Genomic DNA, 17,105 nt, shown 5'->3' on the forward strand with positions numbered 1-17,105 from the left:
AATGAGAACGATAGTCGGGACTGTGGCGATGGCGGCGGTCTCAATCCTGATCAACGCGTCGCTTCCTGTTCAGGCCTCAGCCGCGCCAACGGCCGGCGTCCGGCACCCCTGGGCGAAGGTCGTGGTGAACCATCCAGTGGCGAAGCACGGGGCCTACTACCAGGGCGTATCCCAGACCCCGATCGCCAATTCGAATGATAGCAAACGCGATGAGGGCGGTCCGGCTCCCCGTTAAGTCGAAGACCGCCTGACAAGGAACCAAAATGCTTAGTCTTTCCGCCCTTGAAAGCCATCTCGTCGCTCGCCTTCGGCCGGGCCTTGCCGGCAGCCGCGTCATATTCATCGGGCTCTTGGCGCTCTGCTCGGCTTACATCCAGGGGCCGCTCACGAAGATCTTCGACTTTCCGGGCGCGCTTGCCGAGATGGACCATTTCGGTCTGCATCCGGCACCGCTCTTTGCCGTCGGCGTGATCAGCTTCGAGCTTCTGATGTCGGCCCTTGTTCTCATAGGGTTCTATCGCTGGGCGGCAGCCAGTGCGCTTGCTGCGTTCACGCTGGCCGCCACCTTCCTTGCGTTTCGCTTCTGGGAGCTGCCGCCGGGCATGGAACGGGCAATGGCGACGAACGGTTTCTTCGAGCATATCGGTCTCGCCGGTGCCTTCCTGCTCGTCGCCTGCTACGATCTCAGCCAACGGGCGTCCGCAAGGAGGGCAGGGCGATGACGGCGGCAGCGAAACAGGGCGCAGGCACGTTTGCACCGCTCCGGCAGAAGGTTTTCGCGGTTCTCTGGGTCGCGACGATCATCGGCAATACCGGCAGCTTCATCCGTGATGTCGCCAGTTCCTGGCTGGTCACAGACCTTTCTGCGACGCCGGCTGCCGTTTCCATGGTCCAGGCGGCGGCGACGCTGCCGATCTTCCTGCTTGCCATTCCCGCGGGGGTCCTCTCGGATATTCTCGATCGACGCAAGTTCCTGATCGTGGTGCAGTTCCTGCTCGCATCGGCGAGCCTTTGCCTGCTGTTTCTCTCCGCGACCGGGTTGCAGTCCGTGAGTTCGCTGATCGCGCTGACTTTTGTGGGCGGCATCGGTGCGGCACTGGTCGCCCCGACCTGGCAGGCGATCGTGCCCGAACTCGTCTCGAGGCAGGACGTCAAGGGCGCCGTGGCGCTGAACTCGCTCGGCATCAACATCGCCCGCGCGATCGGGCCGGCACTCGGCGGTCTGTTGCTCGCCTGGTTCGGCGCCGCTGTCACTTATGGCGTCGATGTCATCAGCTATGCCTTCGTGATCGCGGCGCTCCTGTGGTGGCGGCGCGGGGCGGCGGAGGACGACGCTCTTGCAGAACGCTTCTTCGGCGCCTTCCGGGCGGGGTTGCGTTACGCCCGCGCCAGCCGCGAGTTGCACGTGGTCCTGTTGCGTGCCGCCGTGTTCTTCGCCTTTTCGAGCGCGATCTGGGCGCTCCTGCCGCTGGTCGCCCGTCAGCTTCTCGGCGGTGGCGCCAGCTTCTACGGCATCCTGCTCGGTGCCGTCGGCGCCGGTGCGATCGGTGGCGCGCTGGTGATGCCGCGCCTGCGCGCCCGGATGGATGCGGACGGGCTGCTGCTGCTTTCGGCAGTATTGACGGCCGCGGTGATGGGCGTGCTCTCCTTCGCGCCGGCGCAATGGGTGGCGGTTGTCGCGCTGCTCGTTTGCGGAGCCGCCTGGATCACGGCGCTCACGACCTTGAACAGCACCGCGCAAGCCATCCTTCCAAACTGGGTGCGAGGGCGTACCCTCGCCGTCTATCTTACCGTTTTCAACGGCGCCATGACCGGTGGCAGCCTTGCCTGGGGCGCGATCGCCGAGGCGATCGGGGTGCCCTTCACCCTGGGGGCGGCGGCTGTCGGCCTTCTCTGCGTCGGGGCCGTCTTTCACGCCATGAAACTGCCGAAGGGAGAGGCGGATCTCGTTCCCTCCAACCATTGGCCGGAGCCCCTGACCAGCGAGCCGGTCGAACACGACCGCGGCCCCGTCCTCGTGCTGATCGAGTACACGGTCGACAAGGCGGACCGTTCCGAATTCCTGAAGGCGCTTGCCCGCCTGTCGCATGAGCGCCGCCGCGACGGCGCCTATGGCTGGGGCGTGACCGAGGACGCGGCCGACACCGGCCGCATGGTGGAGTGGTTCATGGTCGAATCCTGGGCTGAGCATCTGCGCCAGCACAAGCGCGTGTCCAAGGCCGATGCCGATGTCCAGGAAGACGTTCGTCGCTTTCACAAGGGACCGGCGGCGCCGGTCGTTCACCACCTTCTCGCGATCAACCGGCCGCATCTCGGTTGAAGCGGTGGCGTTCCATGGCGCGATGCCAGCGCCACGGAACGTGCCTGAAAATGATGCAGTCGAACCCAAGCAAAGGAACCATTCCCATGACCGAGAGCTTCGTCAGGACTGAAGACGGTGTCGATATCTTCTACAAGGATTGGGGCTCGGGCCAGCCAATCGTCTTTCATCACGGCTGGCCGTTATCGGCAGACGATTGGGACGCGCAGATGCTCTATTTCGTCAACAAGGGCTTTCGCGTCATTGCCCACGACCGCCGCGGCCATGGTCGCTCGACACAGGTGAGCGAAGGTCACGATATTGCCCACTACGCCAGGGACGTTGCGGCGCTGACGACCAAGCTTGGTCTGAGCGATGCCATCCATATCGGCCACTCCACAGGCGGTGGTGAAGCGGTTGCCTATGTGGCGCGCCATGGTGGCGGCCGGGTCGCCAAGCTGATCATCGTCGGTGCGGTCCCGCCGATCATGGTCAAGACGGAAAACAATCCCGGCGGCCTGCCGATCGAGGTGTTCGACGGCTTCCGGGCGGCACTGGCCGCCAACCGCGCCCAGTTCTTCCTCGATGTTCCGACCGGCCCTTTCTACGGCTTCAACCGGCCTGGCGCCGAGCCGTCCGAGGGTGTGATCCGGAACTGGTGGCGCCAGGGCATGATGGGCAGCGCCAAGGCACATTACGAGGGCATCAAGGCCTTCTCCGAAACCGACTTCACCGAAGACCTCAAGACGATCGACGTGCCGACCCTGGTCATGCACGGCGACGACGACCAGATCGTTCCGATCGACGATAGCGCGCGGCTTGCGGTCAAACTCCTGAAAAACGGCACGCTCAAAGTCTACGAGGGCTATGCACACGGCATGCTGACGACCCATGCCGATGTCATCAATCCGGACCTGCTCGCCTTCATCCAGGCCTAAAAGGCTGGCATGATCCGCAACGTCTCGGCACAGCGGACCGTGCCGGGACAAATGTCACGGCATGTCTCCTTAAGTCGACTTCGACTTAAGGACAAAGACATGCAGCAAATCAAAGTGCTACAGCGACCCTTGCGCGTCTTCTAAGCCGCGCGGCGCTGTAGTGTCCGCACCGCCTTGACCGCGGTGCGGGCCTTTGTTGCTCAAGCGCGTGGCTTCGCGGTTTCACCAAGGGCGCGCATCAACCGGTCGATGAAGACCCGTACCTTGGGCGCGACGAGCTTTGTCGTCGGGTAGACGGCCCAGATCACCAATGTCTCGGGCTCCGCGTCTTCGAGGCGAATGCGCATCAGTCGGCCCGCGTCGAGATCGTCGGCAATGTTCCAGTCTGACAGCAGCGTGATACCGGCACCGGCGAGACAGGCGGCATGGCACCCCTCGATGCTCGTCGACGAGAAGCGGCTCTGCAAGCGGACATGTGTCTCGGCCCCGGCGCTCAGAAAGGTCCAATGACTGACGCCGTGCAAGGGCAGGCATTGATGGTGAATGAGATCGCTGCCGGTTCGCGGGTGTCCGTGCTTTTCGAGATAGGATGGAGCCGCGACGAGAGAACGCGGGTTTTCGCCGAGTTTGCGGGCTATCAGGTTGCTGTCCTTCAGTCGTGCGATGCGGATCGCCAGATCGATGCCCGAGGCTACGAGATCGGGCATGGTGTCGCTCATGTCGAGTGAGATCTTGAGTTCCGGATGGTCATCAAGCAGCGAAGGTATCAGCGGAGCAATCAGCTTGATCGAGAAGGCAACGGGTGCCGAGACACGCAGGAGACCGCGCGCCCCATCCCCGTCACCACGAAGCAGCGCTCGCGCCTGCTGTTCGGTTTCGAGCAGGCCTAGGGCATAGGGCAGAAAGGTCTCACCCTCGGGCGTCAGCGACAGTGACCGGGTCGTGCGATGCATCAGCCGAACACCGAGCACTTGCTCCAATGAGGCAAGCCGCCTGGTCGCGATCATCGGCGTGATGCCAAGCCGCCGCGCGGCTTCGGCGAGGCTGCCGCCGCGCGCCGCCGCGGTGAAGACGCGGACCTCATCGAGATTCATTATATCGATCTCCGATATACTGGTACCAAAGCACGCACTACTACAGCGAATTTCGATAAAGAGATAGATCAAGCCCATCACTCCAGCGAGAAGGGCAAGTGAAATGGTTACCCACGAAACGGAGCATTCCGGTCTCGGCCGAATCCGCCTCTACGCCATGGCCGTCGCCAGCGGCGTCGCCGTCGCAAACATCTATTACAATCAGCCGCTGCTGGGCCTCATCGAGGCTGAGTTTCCCGGTGAGGCGGCCGTCGGCCTCCTTCCGACAGCGACGCAACTCGGTTACGCGCTCGGCCTCTTGCTTCTGTTGCCACTTGGCGACATCGTCCGGCGGCGGCGACTGATCGTCGGCCAGTTCCTGGCGGTTGCGATAGCAGCGTCAGCCGCGGCTTTGGCTCCGTCGCCGTCATGGCTGATCGCCGCGTCCGTGCTACTCGGAGCAAGCGCCACCGTCGCGCAGCAGATCGTCCCGCTCGCTGCAATGCTTGCCACGTCTGACAAACGCGGGGCGGCGATCGGGACAGTCATGGCCGGGGTCCTGACCGGTATCCTGCTTAGCCGCACGGTTTCCGGCTTTGTCGGCGCCCATGCTGGCTGGCGCGAGATGTTCTGGGCGAGTGTCCCACTTGCTCTCGCAGGTTCGTTGCTGATGATCCGGACCTTGCCGGATCTGCGCCCGGTATCGCGCTTGCCCTATCGCGAGGCGCTCGGTTCGCTTGCCACGCTTTGGCGGCGCGAACCCGAGCTGCGCCTCGCCTCGATGGTGCAGGCGGCGCTCTTCGCATCCTTCACGGCGTTCTGGACCGTGCTTGCCCTTTATCTTGCGACGCCGCGTTTCAATCTCGGCGCGGATTCTGCCGGTCTGTTCGGCATTGTCGGCGCGGTCGGCGTCTTTGCGGCACCACTTGCCGGCGGGATGGCAGATCGAAGAGGCGCGCGGTCCGTCGTCTGGTTCGGCGCCGTCCTGACGCTCGCCGCCTGGGTTCTGCTCGGAACGTGGACCTCGGTCGCCGGACTGGTGGTCGGCGTCATCGTGCTCGATGTCGGCATCCAGGTCGCCTTGATCGCCAACCAGCACATCATCTATGCGCTGGAGCCCGCGGCGCGCAGCCGTATCAACACGGTCTTCATGACCAGCATGTTTCTCGGAGGAGCGGCCGGTTCCGCCCTGTCCTTCGCCGCCTGGAGCTATGGCGCCTGGCCGGGCGTCGGCCTGCTCGGTGCCGTGCTTGCGATGCTGGCGCTGACAGCGAAGCTCCGCGCAAGGCGCAGCCCGGCCCAGGCTCTGTCAGATCGTTGAGGCTGCTGGAGGATCAGCCGGACCGCTTCGGCCGGCGAACGGCCCGGATCGTTCCGCTTCCACCGCCGCCGCAGAAGAAGCGATCGTCGCCGTCGGACTCCAGCCCCGAGACACCGGTGCCCGATGGCATCACGATCCGCTCGAGCACCGACCCCGTTTCAGGGTCGATGCGCCTCAAGTCGCTGTCGTCGCCTTCCCAGGTGCCGTGCCAGAGGTCCCCATCGACCCAGGTGACGCCGGTCACGACGCGCTTGGACTCGATGGTGCGCAGGATTGCGCCGGTCTCCGGATCGATCTGATGGATCTTTCGGCCCCGATGCTGCCCCACCCAAAGCGTCCCTTCGGCCCAGGCAAGGCCGGAATCGCCGCCGCCGCCTGGTGCCGGGATCGTCGCCAGCACACGACCGCTATCAGGATCGATCTTCTGGATGCGGTCCTCGGCGATCTGGAACAGGTGCTTGCCGTCAAAGGCCGTACCGGCATGCGCCGCGACGTCGATCGAGCGCACGGTGCTGCCGCTTTCCGGATCGAGCGCATTGATCTTGTCGCCGGAGGCAAACCAGATGTTCCGGCCGTCGAAAGTGACGCCATGGACGTGGTCAGCCCCGGGGAAGGGGCCATATTCGCGGAGGATTTCGGCTTCGGATCGTTTCATGGTTTCAATCCTAATCGCTTGGCAGTGGGCCGGGGAGTAACAAGACTGTCGGGAATGTCGGCACCGGCGGGATCACCCAGCGTCGCGCCCGCCCGCGGCCGACCGGCAGCACCTTTCCCTCCGAGGAAAGCTCGTCGAGGGCCCGTTGCACGGTGCGCGGGCTGGCGTCGAGCGCGATGGCGAGAGCGGAACTTGCCCACGCCTCGCCGTCGCCAAGCAGCGCCAGCACCGCCGCATGGCGTTCATCGACTGGCGGCGCGAGCACGACGACCGGGCGCTCGCCGTGCGAAACCAGCCGGAAGCCGTCCTGGGTCGCGATGACGTCCGCGAAAGCGCGGAGTTCTTCGCGCAGCCGACCGATCTCGACCCTCAACCTTGCCCGGTGCAATTCGTCGACATGTTTCGCGCCGAACGCGCGGGCGAGCAAGGCGCGCCGCGAGACATCGGCCGGCCACGCCTCTCCAAGTGCGCGCGCCAGCGCGAAGAGCACCGGCCGCGTCGCAAGTGAAACGGCGGAGGCTTCGCGCCGGATGATGTTCCGGCACGCGTCGACCACCAGCACGCCGGAATTGAGCAGGGCTTCGACGGCGGCGAGCTGCAGCAGGCGCTCGTCTCCCCTGGACAGAAGCCGGGCCGCAGGTGTCTTCAGGACAAGGGCCGCGGCTTCGACTTCCGCGCCCAGAGCCGGCATGCCGCTTGCTCGCGCCGCTTCGGTTGCCCGGGCGAAGGCGCTGGCCGCAGCGGCCGTCTGCAATCGGCGAACGGCGATGCCGGCGACCACGAGTTCGTGTGTGGCCTTTGCTGGCGGTGTCAGCCGGCCCGGATCGACGCCGGCAAGCAGGTGTTCGGCCTCGTCGAGACGGCCGAGAAGCAACAGGCGCCGGGCGCCGAGATTGCGAGCGTGTGCGGCATTGAGGTGGTCGCCATGGACTTCGAGCGTCGCACGGGCGGCGTCGAGCGCCTTCATCGGCCAGGAGAGATCGCGCGAGACGATGGCGATTTCCGCCTCGGCGACGACGCATCGCGCACGAGCCACGGCCTCCTTCGGGCCGAAGCCGCGCGCAGCGGCTTTCAAAAGGGCCTTGGCGCGGCCGAGCTCTCCGAGCTGAGCCATCGCGATACCGCGAAGCGCCAGAGCCGGAGGGTCGTCGCGCAAGGCGACCCGCTTCAACGCACCGAGCAGGTCTCCGGCCGCCAGAGCCCGGCCTGCCGCGGTAATCAGCGAATCCATGGAAATCCCGTCACACTTGTCACTCCCCCACTTGTGCTCCGGCCTCTATCTATTGCTCGAACGGCACGGGACAACAGAGAGGACCTTCACGGCACAATCAAGTGGCCTGAATCCGGACCGGTTGCAGGCGTGGCTAGAAAGACGTCCAGCGAACCTGCAATAATTATAAAATTCTGCAAAATACGGTGTCGGATTTCGATTGGTGGCCGCGTCTTAAAGCAACCAGCAAGAGGAGGTGCCCTGCACTTCCAACCTGCTGCGCGATCAGATTGCACGTTATCGGCGCTGCCGACAGTGGGGCGCCGTCAGGGAGATTTGCAATGACCAATTCGCACTATCGTTGGGTTATCGTGGCCGCTGGTGGCCTGCTTGGCTGCTTGGCGATCGGCGCCATGTTTTCGCTTCCGGTTTTCCTGCTGCCGATCTCGCGTGATACCGGCTGGTCTGTCACCGGGGTCTCCAGTGCCATGACCATCGGCTTCCTGGCGATGGCCTTCGCCAGCATTGCCTGGGGCAGCCTCTCCGATCGCTGGGGCGCGCGGCCGATCGTGTTCATCGGCTCGGTGCTGCTGGCCGTCAGTCTGATGGCAGCAAGCTGGGCGACGTCCCTCATTGTCTTCCAGATCGTCTTCGGGGTCGTCGTCGGAACGGCAGCGGCGGCGATTTTCGCGCCGATGATGGCCTGCGTCACCGGCTGGTTCGACACGCACCGGAGCCTCGCGGTCTCACTCGTTTCGGCCGGCATGGGTATGGCGCCGATGACGATGTCGCCCTTCGCGGCCTGGCTGGTTTCAGGCTACGACTGGAGAACCGCACTGCAGATCATCGCGGTCGTTGTGGCCGTCGTGATGATCCCGGTGTCGCTTCTTGTTCGCCAGGCGCCGGCGCTCGCAGCGGGCGCTGCCGCGGTATCTCCGCAGGACGAGGCACATTCGTCGATGACGACGAGCCAGGTGCTGAAATCGCCGCTCTTCATCATCCTGCTGCTGACGAACTTCTTCTGCTGCGCCACCCATTCGGGCCCGATCTTCCATACGGTGAGCTATGCCATCACCTGCGGCATTCCCGTGATGGCGGCGGTGTCAATCTACAGTGTCGAGGGCCTGGCGGGCATGGGCGGGCGCGTGGTGTTCGGCTTGCTCGGCGACCGCTTCGGGGCAAAGCGCGTCCTGGTTCTCGGGTTGCTCGCCCAGGCCTTCGGGGCGCTGGCCTATGTCTTTGCGGCGGGGCTTGCCTCGTTCTATGCCGTCGCGGCCCTGTTCGGCTTCATTTATGCCGGGGTCATGCCGCTTTACGCCGTGCTTGCCCGCGAGAATTTCCCCTTGCGGATGATGGGGACCGTCATTGGTGGAACGGCCATGGCCGGCAGCTTGGGCATGGCGACGGGACCGATTGCCGGCGGCATGATCTACGATGCGCTGGCAAGCTACACCTGGCTCTATGTCGGTTCCTGGGGTATCGGCCTCGGGGCGTTCCTGATCGCGCTGACGTTCAGGCCTGCACCGCGCTATCAGCAGGCGGTTGCTGCGGCGGCATGATGGGAGATCGAGAGGGCTCCACCTGAGAATGGAGCCCGATCCGATCGATGTCTGCCCCGAGAGGTCTGGCCTGCTTTAACGATCGTCGATCCTGACCGTCCGGGCGCCGACATGGAGCGCCCGGCCTGCGCCAAGCCCCATGATCGCCACGCCGGTGCCGAGGGCGATGAAGAGAACGGAGCTGGCTGCGAAGCTGCCGGTCCAGCCGCGGATGAAACCGACGAGCAACGGGCCGATGGCGGCAAGCACGTAGCCGACGCCTTGGGCCATGCCGGACAGATGGGCGGCGACATGGGAATCGGGCGAGCGGAGCACGATGAGGGTCATCGCCGCGGCGATCAGGCCGCCCTGTCCGATACCCTGCAGCACGGCCCAGACGAGCACCGTCGATAGCGGCGCGAAGAGGATGCCGATGAGTGCAATAACAGCCGCGCCCACGAGCGCCACGCAGACGGCACGCTGGTCCCGACGCCTGACGGCGAAGGAAGGGACGAGCAGGCAGGTGACGACCTGCATCATGATCGAGGCCGAGACGACCGCGCCGGCGGTAGCGGCATCGAGACCGCGCTCGCGAAGGATCGGCGCCATCCAGCCGAAGACGCAATAGGCGAGCGCCGATTGCAGTCCCATGAAAAGGGTCACCTGCCAGGCGAGCCGGTCGCACCAGAGGCCGACGACGCGGAAGCCGCTGTGGCGGGCCTGCGCCTTGCCGCGCAGCGCCTGCGGCGCCCAGATCATCAGCACGATCAGGGCTGGCACTGCCCAGGCGGCGAGCGCGCCGGACCAAGAGCCGGCGATATGATGCTCGATCGACAAAGTAAGACCGGCGGCGCTGGCCGCCCCGGCGCACAGCGCCATCGTGTAGAGACCCGTCATCATCGCGGCCCGGTCGGCAAAGTCACGCTTGACGAGACCGGGAAGGAGGACGTTGCCGATCGCGATCGCCGCACCGGCGGCAAAGGTTGCGAGGAACAGCAGCGGCACGGACTGGAGGCCGCGCAGGCCCGTGCCGAGCGTCAGCAGCAGCAGCACGCCAAGCAGTGTGCGCTCGGCGCCGAAGCGTTGCGCGAGTTTCGGTGCAAGCGGCGCGAAGACGCCGAGGCAGAGCACCGGCAGGGTGGTGAGCATGCTGGCGCCGGCGGTGGAGAGGCCGGTCGCCTGCATGACTTCGGGCAGAAGCACCGAGAGGCTGGAAAACAGCGGCCGCAGGTTGAAGGCGATCAGGACGAGGCTCACGCCCAGGAGAATGCGGGCGCCACGGTTCAAGACCGGCGGTTGCGGCGCCGGCAGGCTGTCGGCTTCGGCATCGATGAGCTGGTCTTCGAGGTCCAAGCGCTCGGCGGCGCCAGCCTCACGGGGGGTAAGGAAAGTCTGATTCATTGGGTGAGAAGCCGATCAAGTTCAGCGAGGACGGGAGCCATGAACGCCCGGACGGAGGCTGCGGCTTCGTCCGGATTGCCGGTCGCGATGGCCTCGACGATCGCGGCATGCGCCCGGTCGTCCGGTTCTGGCAGGTCGCCATTGAGCGTCGAGTGGATCGTCTCGAGGATGGCGGAGGTGAAGAAATCGTAGAGTTCGATGATGGCGCGATTGCCCGATGCTTCGACGATCGATCGGTGGAAGGCGATGTCGCGTTGGCTGAAAGCTTCGCGTCCACCGTCGGCCACTGTGCCGCGCGCCCGAAGCAGCTTGAACAGGCGCTCGAGATCTTCAGGCGTATGGCGCAGTGCCGCCAGCCGGGCGGCCTCGACGTCGAGTGCCGCGCGCGCTTCCCATTGATCGCGCAGTCCCGTGCGTTTGACCCGGTCGAGAGCACCGGAGGCGTCGACGGTCGAACGGACATAGGTGCCGGAGCCCTGGCGGGCGTCGAGCAGGCCCTTCGAGATCAGGACCCGAACGGCTTCACGCACGGTGCCACGGCTGACGGCGAGCAGCTCGGTGAGCACCGTTTCGTTGGGAATACGCTCCCCGACCGCCCAGCGGCCGCTGAGGATTTCCGCTCGCAGGCTTTCGGCTGCGCTCTCGGCAAGATTGGTACGATTGATCGGTTGCATCATCAGCTTATCAAGTCATCAGATGATTTGATAAGCCGGATGGGTGCGCGAGTCAATCAGTGTGGAACCGCAGCCGAGACGGCAGCGGATCACCGGAAGCGCCACATTCACAGGCTGGTTTCCCTGAACTCGTCCTCGCTCTTCAGCCATGTCGCCAGAAGTGTCAGTGCCTCGGTCAGATCTTCGAACGATGCGCCACCGAGGCAAAGCCGAACCCCGCTCGCCCGATCTTCCCGGTCCACCATCATGGCTTCCGGTGGGGTCAATTTGATACCGGCCACGGAAGCGGCGGATACGAAACGGTTGGCCGCGTCGCGCGGCATCGGCAACCAGGCGTTATAAGCGTCGGGATCCGAGACAAGTTCGGCCCTGCCGAGTAGAGCCACAGCCAGACTGGATCGGCGCCGCGCCTCATGGCGTAGATCCCGCTGGATCGAAGGGATGACGCCAGTGATCAGCCATTCCTCGACCACTGCACAGGCAAGAGGCGACGGGGCTAAAGGCATGTCTTGCAAGGCGCCTTCCGCTGCTTGGTTGAATCCAGCCGGTAGCGCGAGCACGCCTATCTGCAACCCGGGGCCGAGTGATTTGGACAGCCCGTTCACATGAAAGGCGATCTCGGGTGCCAATGCCGTCAGGGGAAGCAAAGTTGGCTCAGCCGGCGTGTAGACGCCGTCCTCGATGATCCATGCGCCCGCCCGACGGCAAGTTTCCGCGATGGCCTGCCTTCGTTCCCCGCCCATCGTGGCGGTGGTCGGATTGTGAAGCGTCGGTGTGACGTAAACCGCCTTCCTGCCGGCCGGTGCGCCGTCGAGCGCGTCTGCCAGTGCCTCTGGCACCATCCCTTCAGCGTCGATTCTGACGCCTTGCATCCGATACCCCTTGCGCCGGGCCAGTGCGATCGCGCCGGGATAGGAGATCCTCTCGGTCAGAAGCAGTCCCTGCGAACCGCAGGCGAGGTCGAAGGCCAATGCCAGCGCCTGGCGGGCGCAGCTCGTCAACACCAGATGCGATGGCTCGACCATAAGGCCTAGTGTCTCGAGCCAACGGGCCAGGACACGCCGATGCTCCAGATGTCCGGCGGGCGGGGCATAGAGATTGAGATGATCCACATCGATCTTGCGGGCAACCGCCGTCAATGTCCGCGCCAGAAGGCGAGCGTTGAGCGATGCGGGCGGGGCATTGGAGGAGAGGTCGATCTGCCGATCCTTGCGTGCGTGGCGGATCGCCACGAAGGTTCCACGGCCCTTGACGCTGCGCGTCAGGCCGCGCCGTTCAAGGGCGGCATAGGCTTTCGTCACCGTGCCAAGGCCAATCCCCAGTTTCCACGCAAGATCGCGATGTGCGGGCAGGCGGTCCCCTCCCGTCAGCCGCCCTTCAATGATGTCGTCGGCAAGAGCGAGGACCAGCCGCTCGGCGGCGTTCGCCTCTATGTCGGCGAGGCGTGGCACCCACGGCGATTGAAGGAGCATGTTCACCACCCCGATAAAAGTGTCACATGACACTATTCATATAAACAGCAAGTGTAACATACGCTATGACGACGCTGAACAAAATCACACTTTTGCAGGAGGCGCCTGACTGCGATGACGGGCGCATGGAGAGCCGGATGTTCAGCCATGTTACCGTCGGGGCGCGCGATCTTGAGCGGGCCGCTCGTTTCTACGACGCCGTGCTCGCTCCGCTCGGCCTGAGACGCCGCGTCGTTACCTCCGATGGGGGGCCTCCGGCGCTTTGCTGGGTGACTGTTCAAGCGCCACTGCCGCGTTTTTATGTCTATATCCCCTACGATGGCCAGCCAGCCACGGTCGGAAACGGCAGCATGGTCGCCTTTCTGGCCCCGTCGGAGGAAGCTGTGAATACGGCTTATGCGGCTGGTCTCGCGAATGGCGGGATGGACGAAGGCGCGCCTGGGTCACGTCCCCGCTACGGCGACGGCTACTTCGGTGCCTATCTGCGCGATCCCGAGGGGAACAAGGTCCACATCGTTCACCGCGGAGACCTCCAGCAATAGCGCTGGAGGAGCCTGTTTCTGGAGAATTCCGAATGATCGGCAGTCAGATAGCACTCGTCTACGGCACCTATCTCGTCGCCACCGCCAGTCCAGGGCCGAGCAATATGGCGATCATGGGGACGGCGATGCGCGACGGCCGTCTTCCCGCCCTGGTCCTGGCGGCGGGCGTCATCACGGGCTCACTCTTCTGGGCGGTGCTGGCGGCGACGGGCATTTCCGCGGTGCTGGCCGCCTACGCCGAGGCGCTTTTCGTCATCAAGATCATTGGCGGTGTCTATCTGCTCTATCTGGCGTTTCGTGCGGGCAAGTCGTCTCTGAAGCCGACTTCCGATTTTATGCAGATGGATGCAGGGCGAACGACGCCTCGCCATCGGTCGCTCTACCGGCAGGGCATTCTTATGCATATCGGAAACCCCAAGGCCATCATCGCCTGGATGGCGATCATGTCGCTGGGCTTCCGTGAGGATGCGCCGGCAGGCACCCTGCCAGTGATCGTCGGTGGTTGCGGCATCCTGGGTGTCCTGGTGTTTGGCGGCTACGCCATCGTCTTCTCGACCGCCTCGATGATTGCCCTGTACGCCAGATTGCGGCGCTGGATTGAAGGTGTGCTTTCAGCGGTGTTTGCAGTTGCGGGGCTTAAACTGCTCACTTCGCAGACCTGATGCTCGAGCCCTCTCGACGCCCCGATGAATTGATCCAAATTGAAAGAGTATTGTCATGACCCTTGCCGTCCATATGGTGGATGTGTTTGGCGCTGGGCCGATTTCTGGTAACCCGCTGGCGGTGGTCATCGGCGCCGACGCTTGGACGACCGATGAGATGCAGCAGTTGACGCGGTGGTTCAATCTGTCAGAGACCGCCTTTCTCTTGTCCCCCACGCATCCAGATGCAGACTACCGGGTCCGGATATTCACGCTGGACAGAGAGATACCTTTTGCCGGGCACCCGACGCTTGGAAGCTGCCATGTCTGGCTCTCTACCAACGGCATACCGAAGAACGACATGGACATCGTCCAGGAATGCGGCGCCGGTCTGGTCACGATCCGACGCGATCACCGGCGGCTTTCCTTCGCTGCTCCGCCGCTGCTCCGCTCCGGTGCGCCGAAACAGGGTGAATTGGACGAGGCCCGGAGACTACTGGGAATCGAAGCTCGCGATATCCTTGATGCAGCCTGGATCGATAATGGCCCTGGATGGCTGGGGATCAGATTGCCGTCGGCGGAAAAAGTTCTTTCGCTCAATCCGCTCCGAAACTGGCCCGGTCGGATCGACGTTGGCGTGGTCGGCCCTCATTCAGAAGGTGGCGATGCCGCTTTCGAGGTTCGCGCTTTCTTTAGCGACCATCTAGGTACAATCATCGAAGATCCCGTCACCGGAAGCCTTAATGCCTCGATTGCACAGTGGCTATTCACAGCAGGTGTGGTTGAGGAGCACTATGTCGCCGCCCAGGGGACCCGTCTTGGGCGCCATGGCCGCATTCAGGTGCACCGCGATGATGTTGGCCGGATTTGGGTAGGCGGTAAAACGCGGACGCATCTCGAAGGCGCGCTACACGACCTTTGAAAAGGGAGAGAAGAGGTGTTTTATTGAGTACTATCGTGGGGTCGAAAATAGCTTCCTGTCCAAAGACAGCTCGAGGCTTACAACGCCAGAGACATCGACGCATTCGTGCCTTGGTGGGCTGATGATTGCCGCTCCTGCGCATTTCACTCCACGCTTCTGACAGGCAGTGCTGCGGAAATTCGAGAGCGACATATCGAGCGCTTCAAAGAGCCCGATCTATACGGAGCTCTGCTGACACGCATTGTGGTCGGCAATGTCGTCATCGACCACGAAACGGTTACGCGAACTTTCCCGGAAGGGAAGGGCGAGGTGGATGTCGTTTGTATCCATGAAGTTGAAAACGGCAAGATTATTGCCAAAGCCTAGTTCAAGCTCAGCGAGCAGAGGCTTCTTACCTATCTTAGGCAGACTGCACGAGACCGATTGCACGGTCTTTGAGGCGGCAAACAAGAGAGTGATGATTTGATGAACGAGAGTGTTTTCCGGCCGATCGCGGAGCGTGTGTTGGCGGATGATTGGGGACGGCTGACCAAGTACGAGTTTGAACTTCGGCTTAGAGATGGAGGTTGGCAGCGGCAGACACGAGAAGCTTACGATCGTGGCAACGGGGCGACATGCCTGTTGTACAATCCCCGAAGTGGCTGTGTTCTGCTGACCCGTCAGTTTCGTTTGCCGGTTTTTTTGAACGGCGGTCTGGAGTCACTGATCGAAACCCCGGCGGGACTGCTGGAAGGTGCCGAGCCGGCAACGCGAATGCGTGCGGAACTGATTGAAGAAACCGGGTATGACGTCTCCGAGTTGACGCATCTTTTCGACATCTACATGAGCCCGGGATCGGTCACGGAATATCTGGCATTTTTCTACGGCGAATATGCCGAGAAACACAGAGTGGGAACTGGCGGCGGTGCTGCTGACGAGGGAGAGGACATAGACGTGCTGGAAATCGCGTTGCCCGACGCGATGCAAATGATCAACCGTGGTGAGATACGCGACGCTAAAACGGTCATCCTGCTTCAGCACCTGACGATCCGGCTGCTTCAGGAAAGGACGTGAACTGCTGATCTATCGATCTGGGACAGATGAGATCCTGCTAAGATGCTGCGAGCGGATGTGCTGATCGGGTCGTGAACGATGGATCGTCGGGTTGTCCTACGAGCACCAATTCTGTCTTCCATTCCCGACGTCGGCCACAACCTCTTACGTAGAACTGCAGGAACCAGGCTCATGACGCCAAGGGAGAAGCCCAAGCGGCGAAACCGCAAGGCGAGAATACCGATGCAGGAGACTGGGGCGGACCGATCCGTATGAGCGTTGAGGACTCCGTAATGGGACCGGAGCAAAGGGATCGGATCAGGTGATCGTATTGTTTGGAACAACTACAAACTCTAGGGCCGCTGAAATCCGCTTTGTATGGACTGACATCAGCCAGCGCGCCGGCAAGGGAGCGCTGGCCTGATACAATCGCCTTGCGCGAGCCGCAGTGCGGCCGAACAGCCGGCCTCAGTTGAGCCTGAGATCGAGGCCGGGATGCAGTTTCTTGAGGTTCGGCAGGGATTTCGATTGCCACGGAATCTCTGCGGTTCCGCGCACCGTCAATTGCACGTTTGGCCGGTTGCGCGCCTCGATCGTCAGCTTGGCGAGCAGGTTGATCCCAGACGAATTCAGAAACTGCAATTCGGTGAGATCGATCGTGATGTGCTCAGGCTCGGCTTCGAGCACGCCCATGACGGTCGAGAAGATCGGGGCATAGGCTTCCGTCCCCGGCAGCCGCATGGTGCCTTCGAAATGGATATCGTTGCCTTCGGACCAAACGCGATACTCTTCTTCGTCCTTGTTTTCCATGTTCACCGGCTCATCAGTTCGAGAGGTCTGGGACCGCGATGGACGCATAGGTCTCCAGGGAGGTTTCGCCATCGTCTCCCTGGGCGCCAAAAACCCAAGCGAAACGAACACCATAATCGCTCATCAGCGTCAAAAGACCAAGCCCCGAACCGCTCTTGCCGAGCCCCGTTGCATTAGCCTCGATACGCTCGATGAGCAGGTCTCCAGGGTCGCCTTCGGCGATCTCCGAAAGCAGATGCTGGAAGCGGACAGCCGCCTCGTTGTCGATGACGTTGGAGACTTTCGTGCGGAAGCTGTTCGCTTCGAGAGCCGCTTCCACGACAACGGCGCCCGAAGCACGGAACTTCACCGCATTCTCGACCAGTTCGTTGGTCAGATAGCCGATATTGTGCCGGACTTCGCGGTAGACATTGCGCGAGGCTCGGTAGCGCAGCGCCGCGAGCTCGGCCACGAAATCCGAAGCCATGGCGCAATGCTTCCAGCTCAGGTCGAGCGGCCCATCATAAAGGCGCAGCCGCGTCATTCTCTGGTGGGCGCCGATCGTCAGGTCCGCCAGTCCGTAGAGCGTGGTCATCTG

Annotated in this window: 18 protein-coding genes and 1 pseudogene; 11 read left to right on the forward strand and 8 right to left on the reverse strand. The window is 63.3% G+C overall.

The genetic code is table 11. The annotated features are described in order from the left end of the window. Window position 1 precedes the first annotated feature (1 nt). The 4 genes from AC1Z3V_RS09460 (at window position 2) to AC1Z3V_RS09475 (ending at window position 3,237) form a co-directional block, all read left to right on the forward strand. Entirely contained in the window at window positions 2-235 is a 234-nt protein-coding gene (locus tag AC1Z3V_RS09460; protein ID WP_483498470.1) for a hypothetical protein, read from the forward strand. A gap of 28 nt (window positions 236-263) precedes the next feature. Further along, window positions 264-722: a DoxX family protein gene (locus tag AC1Z3V_RS09465; RefSeq protein ID WP_483498471.1), complete on the forward strand. Its 459-nt coding sequence runs from the start codon at window positions 264-266 to the stop codon at window positions 720-722. Continuing rightward, window positions 719-2,320 (forward strand): MFS transporter, encoded by a 1,602-nt coding sequence (locus AC1Z3V_RS09470; RefSeq protein ID WP_483498472.1) that lies wholly within the window; start codon window positions 719-721, stop codon window positions 2,318-2,320. Before AC1Z3V_RS09465 ends, AC1Z3V_RS09470 begins: the two co-directional genes overlap by 4 nt. Before the next feature lie 86 nt (window positions 2,321-2,406). Continuing rightward, window positions 2,407-3,237 carry an alpha/beta fold hydrolase gene (locus AC1Z3V_RS09475; RefSeq protein ID WP_483498473.1) on the forward strand — a complete coding sequence of 277 codons (831 nt, stop codon included), beginning with the start codon at window positions 2,407-2,409 and terminating at the stop codon, window positions 3,235-3,237. Between the two features lie 200 nt (window positions 3,238-3,437). Here AC1Z3V_RS09475 and AC1Z3V_RS09480 read toward each other — a convergent pair whose 3' ends face one another. Continuing rightward, window positions 3,438-4,331 (reverse strand): LysR family transcriptional regulator, encoded by an 894-nt coding sequence (locus AC1Z3V_RS09480; RefSeq protein ID WP_483498474.1) that lies wholly within the window; start codon window positions 4,329-4,331, stop codon window positions 3,438-3,440. A 103-nt stretch (window positions 4,332-4,434) separates the two neighbouring features. On the opposite strand from AC1Z3V_RS09480, the gene AC1Z3V_RS09485 reads away from it, so the two are divergent. After that, a complete protein-coding gene (locus tag AC1Z3V_RS09485) occupies window positions 4,435-5,631 on the forward strand; it encodes an MFS transporter (RefSeq protein ID WP_483498475.1) in 1,197 nt (398 codons plus the stop codon). Between the two features lie 13 nt (window positions 5,632-5,644). On the opposite strand, the gene AC1Z3V_RS09490 is transcribed toward AC1Z3V_RS09485, so the two are convergent. Together AC1Z3V_RS09490 and AC1Z3V_RS09495 are read right to left on the reverse strand one after the other, a co-directional pair. Next, on the reverse strand, window positions 5,645-6,286 hold the full coding sequence (locus AC1Z3V_RS09490; RefSeq protein WP_483498476.1) for a Vgb family protein: 642 nt from the start codon (window positions 6,284-6,286) through the stop codon (window positions 5,645-5,647). Between the two features lie 10 nt (window positions 6,287-6,296). Continuing rightward, the gene (locus AC1Z3V_RS09495; RefSeq protein WP_483498477.1) at window positions 6,297-7,517 is read right to left on the reverse strand and encodes a helix-turn-helix domain-containing protein; all 1,221 of its coding nucleotides are present in this window, start codon (window positions 7,515-7,517) and stop codon (window positions 6,297-6,299) included. A gap of 320 nt (window positions 7,518-7,837) precedes the next feature. Between AC1Z3V_RS09495 and AC1Z3V_RS09500 the strand changes: the two genes are divergently transcribed. Then, window positions 7,838-9,055 (forward strand): MFS transporter, encoded by a 1,218-nt coding sequence (locus AC1Z3V_RS09500; RefSeq protein WP_483498478.1) that lies wholly within the window; start codon window positions 7,838-7,840, stop codon window positions 9,053-9,055. A gap of 75 nt (window positions 9,056-9,130) precedes the next feature. Here AC1Z3V_RS09500 and AC1Z3V_RS09505 read toward each other — a convergent pair whose 3' ends face one another. The 3 genes from AC1Z3V_RS09505 to AC1Z3V_RS09515 all read right to left on the reverse strand — a co-directional run bounded on the left by AC1Z3V_RS09505 (window position 9,131) and on the right by AC1Z3V_RS09515 (window position 12,587). Beyond that, window positions 9,131-10,435 carry a CynX/NimT family MFS transporter gene (locus AC1Z3V_RS09505; protein WP_483498479.1) on the reverse strand — a complete coding sequence of 435 codons (1,305 nt, stop codon included), beginning with the start codon at window positions 10,433-10,435 and terminating at the stop codon, window positions 9,131-9,133. Then, on the reverse strand, window positions 10,432-11,109 hold the full coding sequence (locus tag AC1Z3V_RS09510) for a FadR/GntR family transcriptional regulator (protein ID WP_483499613.1): 678 nt from the start codon (window positions 11,107-11,109) through the stop codon (window positions 10,432-10,434). The genes AC1Z3V_RS09505 and AC1Z3V_RS09510 overlap by 4 nt, the downstream gene beginning before the upstream one ends. A gap of 107 nt (window positions 11,110-11,216) precedes the next feature. Then, entirely contained in the window at window positions 11,217-12,587 is a 1,371-nt protein-coding gene (locus AC1Z3V_RS09515; protein WP_483499615.1) for an aminotransferase-like domain-containing protein, read from the reverse strand. Between the two features lie 131 nt (window positions 12,588-12,718). On the opposite strand from AC1Z3V_RS09515, the gene AC1Z3V_RS09520 reads away from it, so the two are divergent. The 5 genes and pseudogenes from AC1Z3V_RS09520 (at window position 12,719) to AC1Z3V_RS09540 (ending at window position 15,739) form a co-directional block, all read left to right on the forward strand. Further along, complete coding sequence (locus AC1Z3V_RS09520; RefSeq protein ID WP_483498480.1) at window positions 12,719-13,123, forward strand: VOC family protein; 405 nt, start codon at window positions 12,719-12,721, stop codon at window positions 13,121-13,123. 32 nt (window positions 13,124-13,155) lie between these two features. Next, window positions 13,156-13,785 carry a LysE family translocator gene (locus AC1Z3V_RS09525; protein WP_483498481.1) on the forward strand — a complete coding sequence of 210 codons (630 nt, stop codon included), beginning with the start codon at window positions 13,156-13,158 and terminating at the stop codon, window positions 13,783-13,785. Between the two features lie 55 nt (window positions 13,786-13,840). After that, window positions 13,841-14,686: a PhzF family phenazine biosynthesis protein gene (locus tag AC1Z3V_RS09530; RefSeq protein WP_483498482.1), complete on the forward strand. Its 846-nt coding sequence runs from the start codon at window positions 13,841-13,843 to the stop codon at window positions 14,684-14,686. Between the two features lie 69 nt (window positions 14,687-14,755). After that, a pseudogene (locus tag AC1Z3V_RS09535) lies at window positions 14,756-15,052 on the forward strand (nuclear transport factor 2 family protein); the annotation flags it as partial. 99 nt (window positions 15,053-15,151) lie between these two features. Next, the gene (locus tag AC1Z3V_RS09540) at window positions 15,152-15,739 is read left to right on the forward strand and encodes an NUDIX domain-containing protein (protein WP_483498483.1); all 588 of its coding nucleotides are present in this window, start codon (window positions 15,152-15,154) and stop codon (window positions 15,737-15,739) included. 447 nt (window positions 15,740-16,186) lie between these two features. Here the strand turns inward: AC1Z3V_RS09540 and AC1Z3V_RS09545 are convergent, their stop codons facing one another. Further along, a complete protein-coding gene (locus tag AC1Z3V_RS09545; protein WP_173518853.1) occupies window positions 16,187-16,528 on the reverse strand; it encodes a slr1659 superfamily regulator in 342 nt (113 codons plus the stop codon). Window positions 16,529-16,541: 13 nt separating this feature from the next. After that, the gene (locus tag AC1Z3V_RS09550; RefSeq protein ID WP_429818181.1) at window positions 16,542-17,102 is read right to left on the reverse strand and encodes a slr1658 superfamily regulator; all 561 of its coding nucleotides are present in this window, start codon (window positions 17,100-17,102) and stop codon (window positions 16,542-16,544) included. Window positions 17,103-17,105: the final 3 nt, after the last annotated feature.

Source organism: Ensifer sp. 38_S197 (assembly GCF_056924495.1).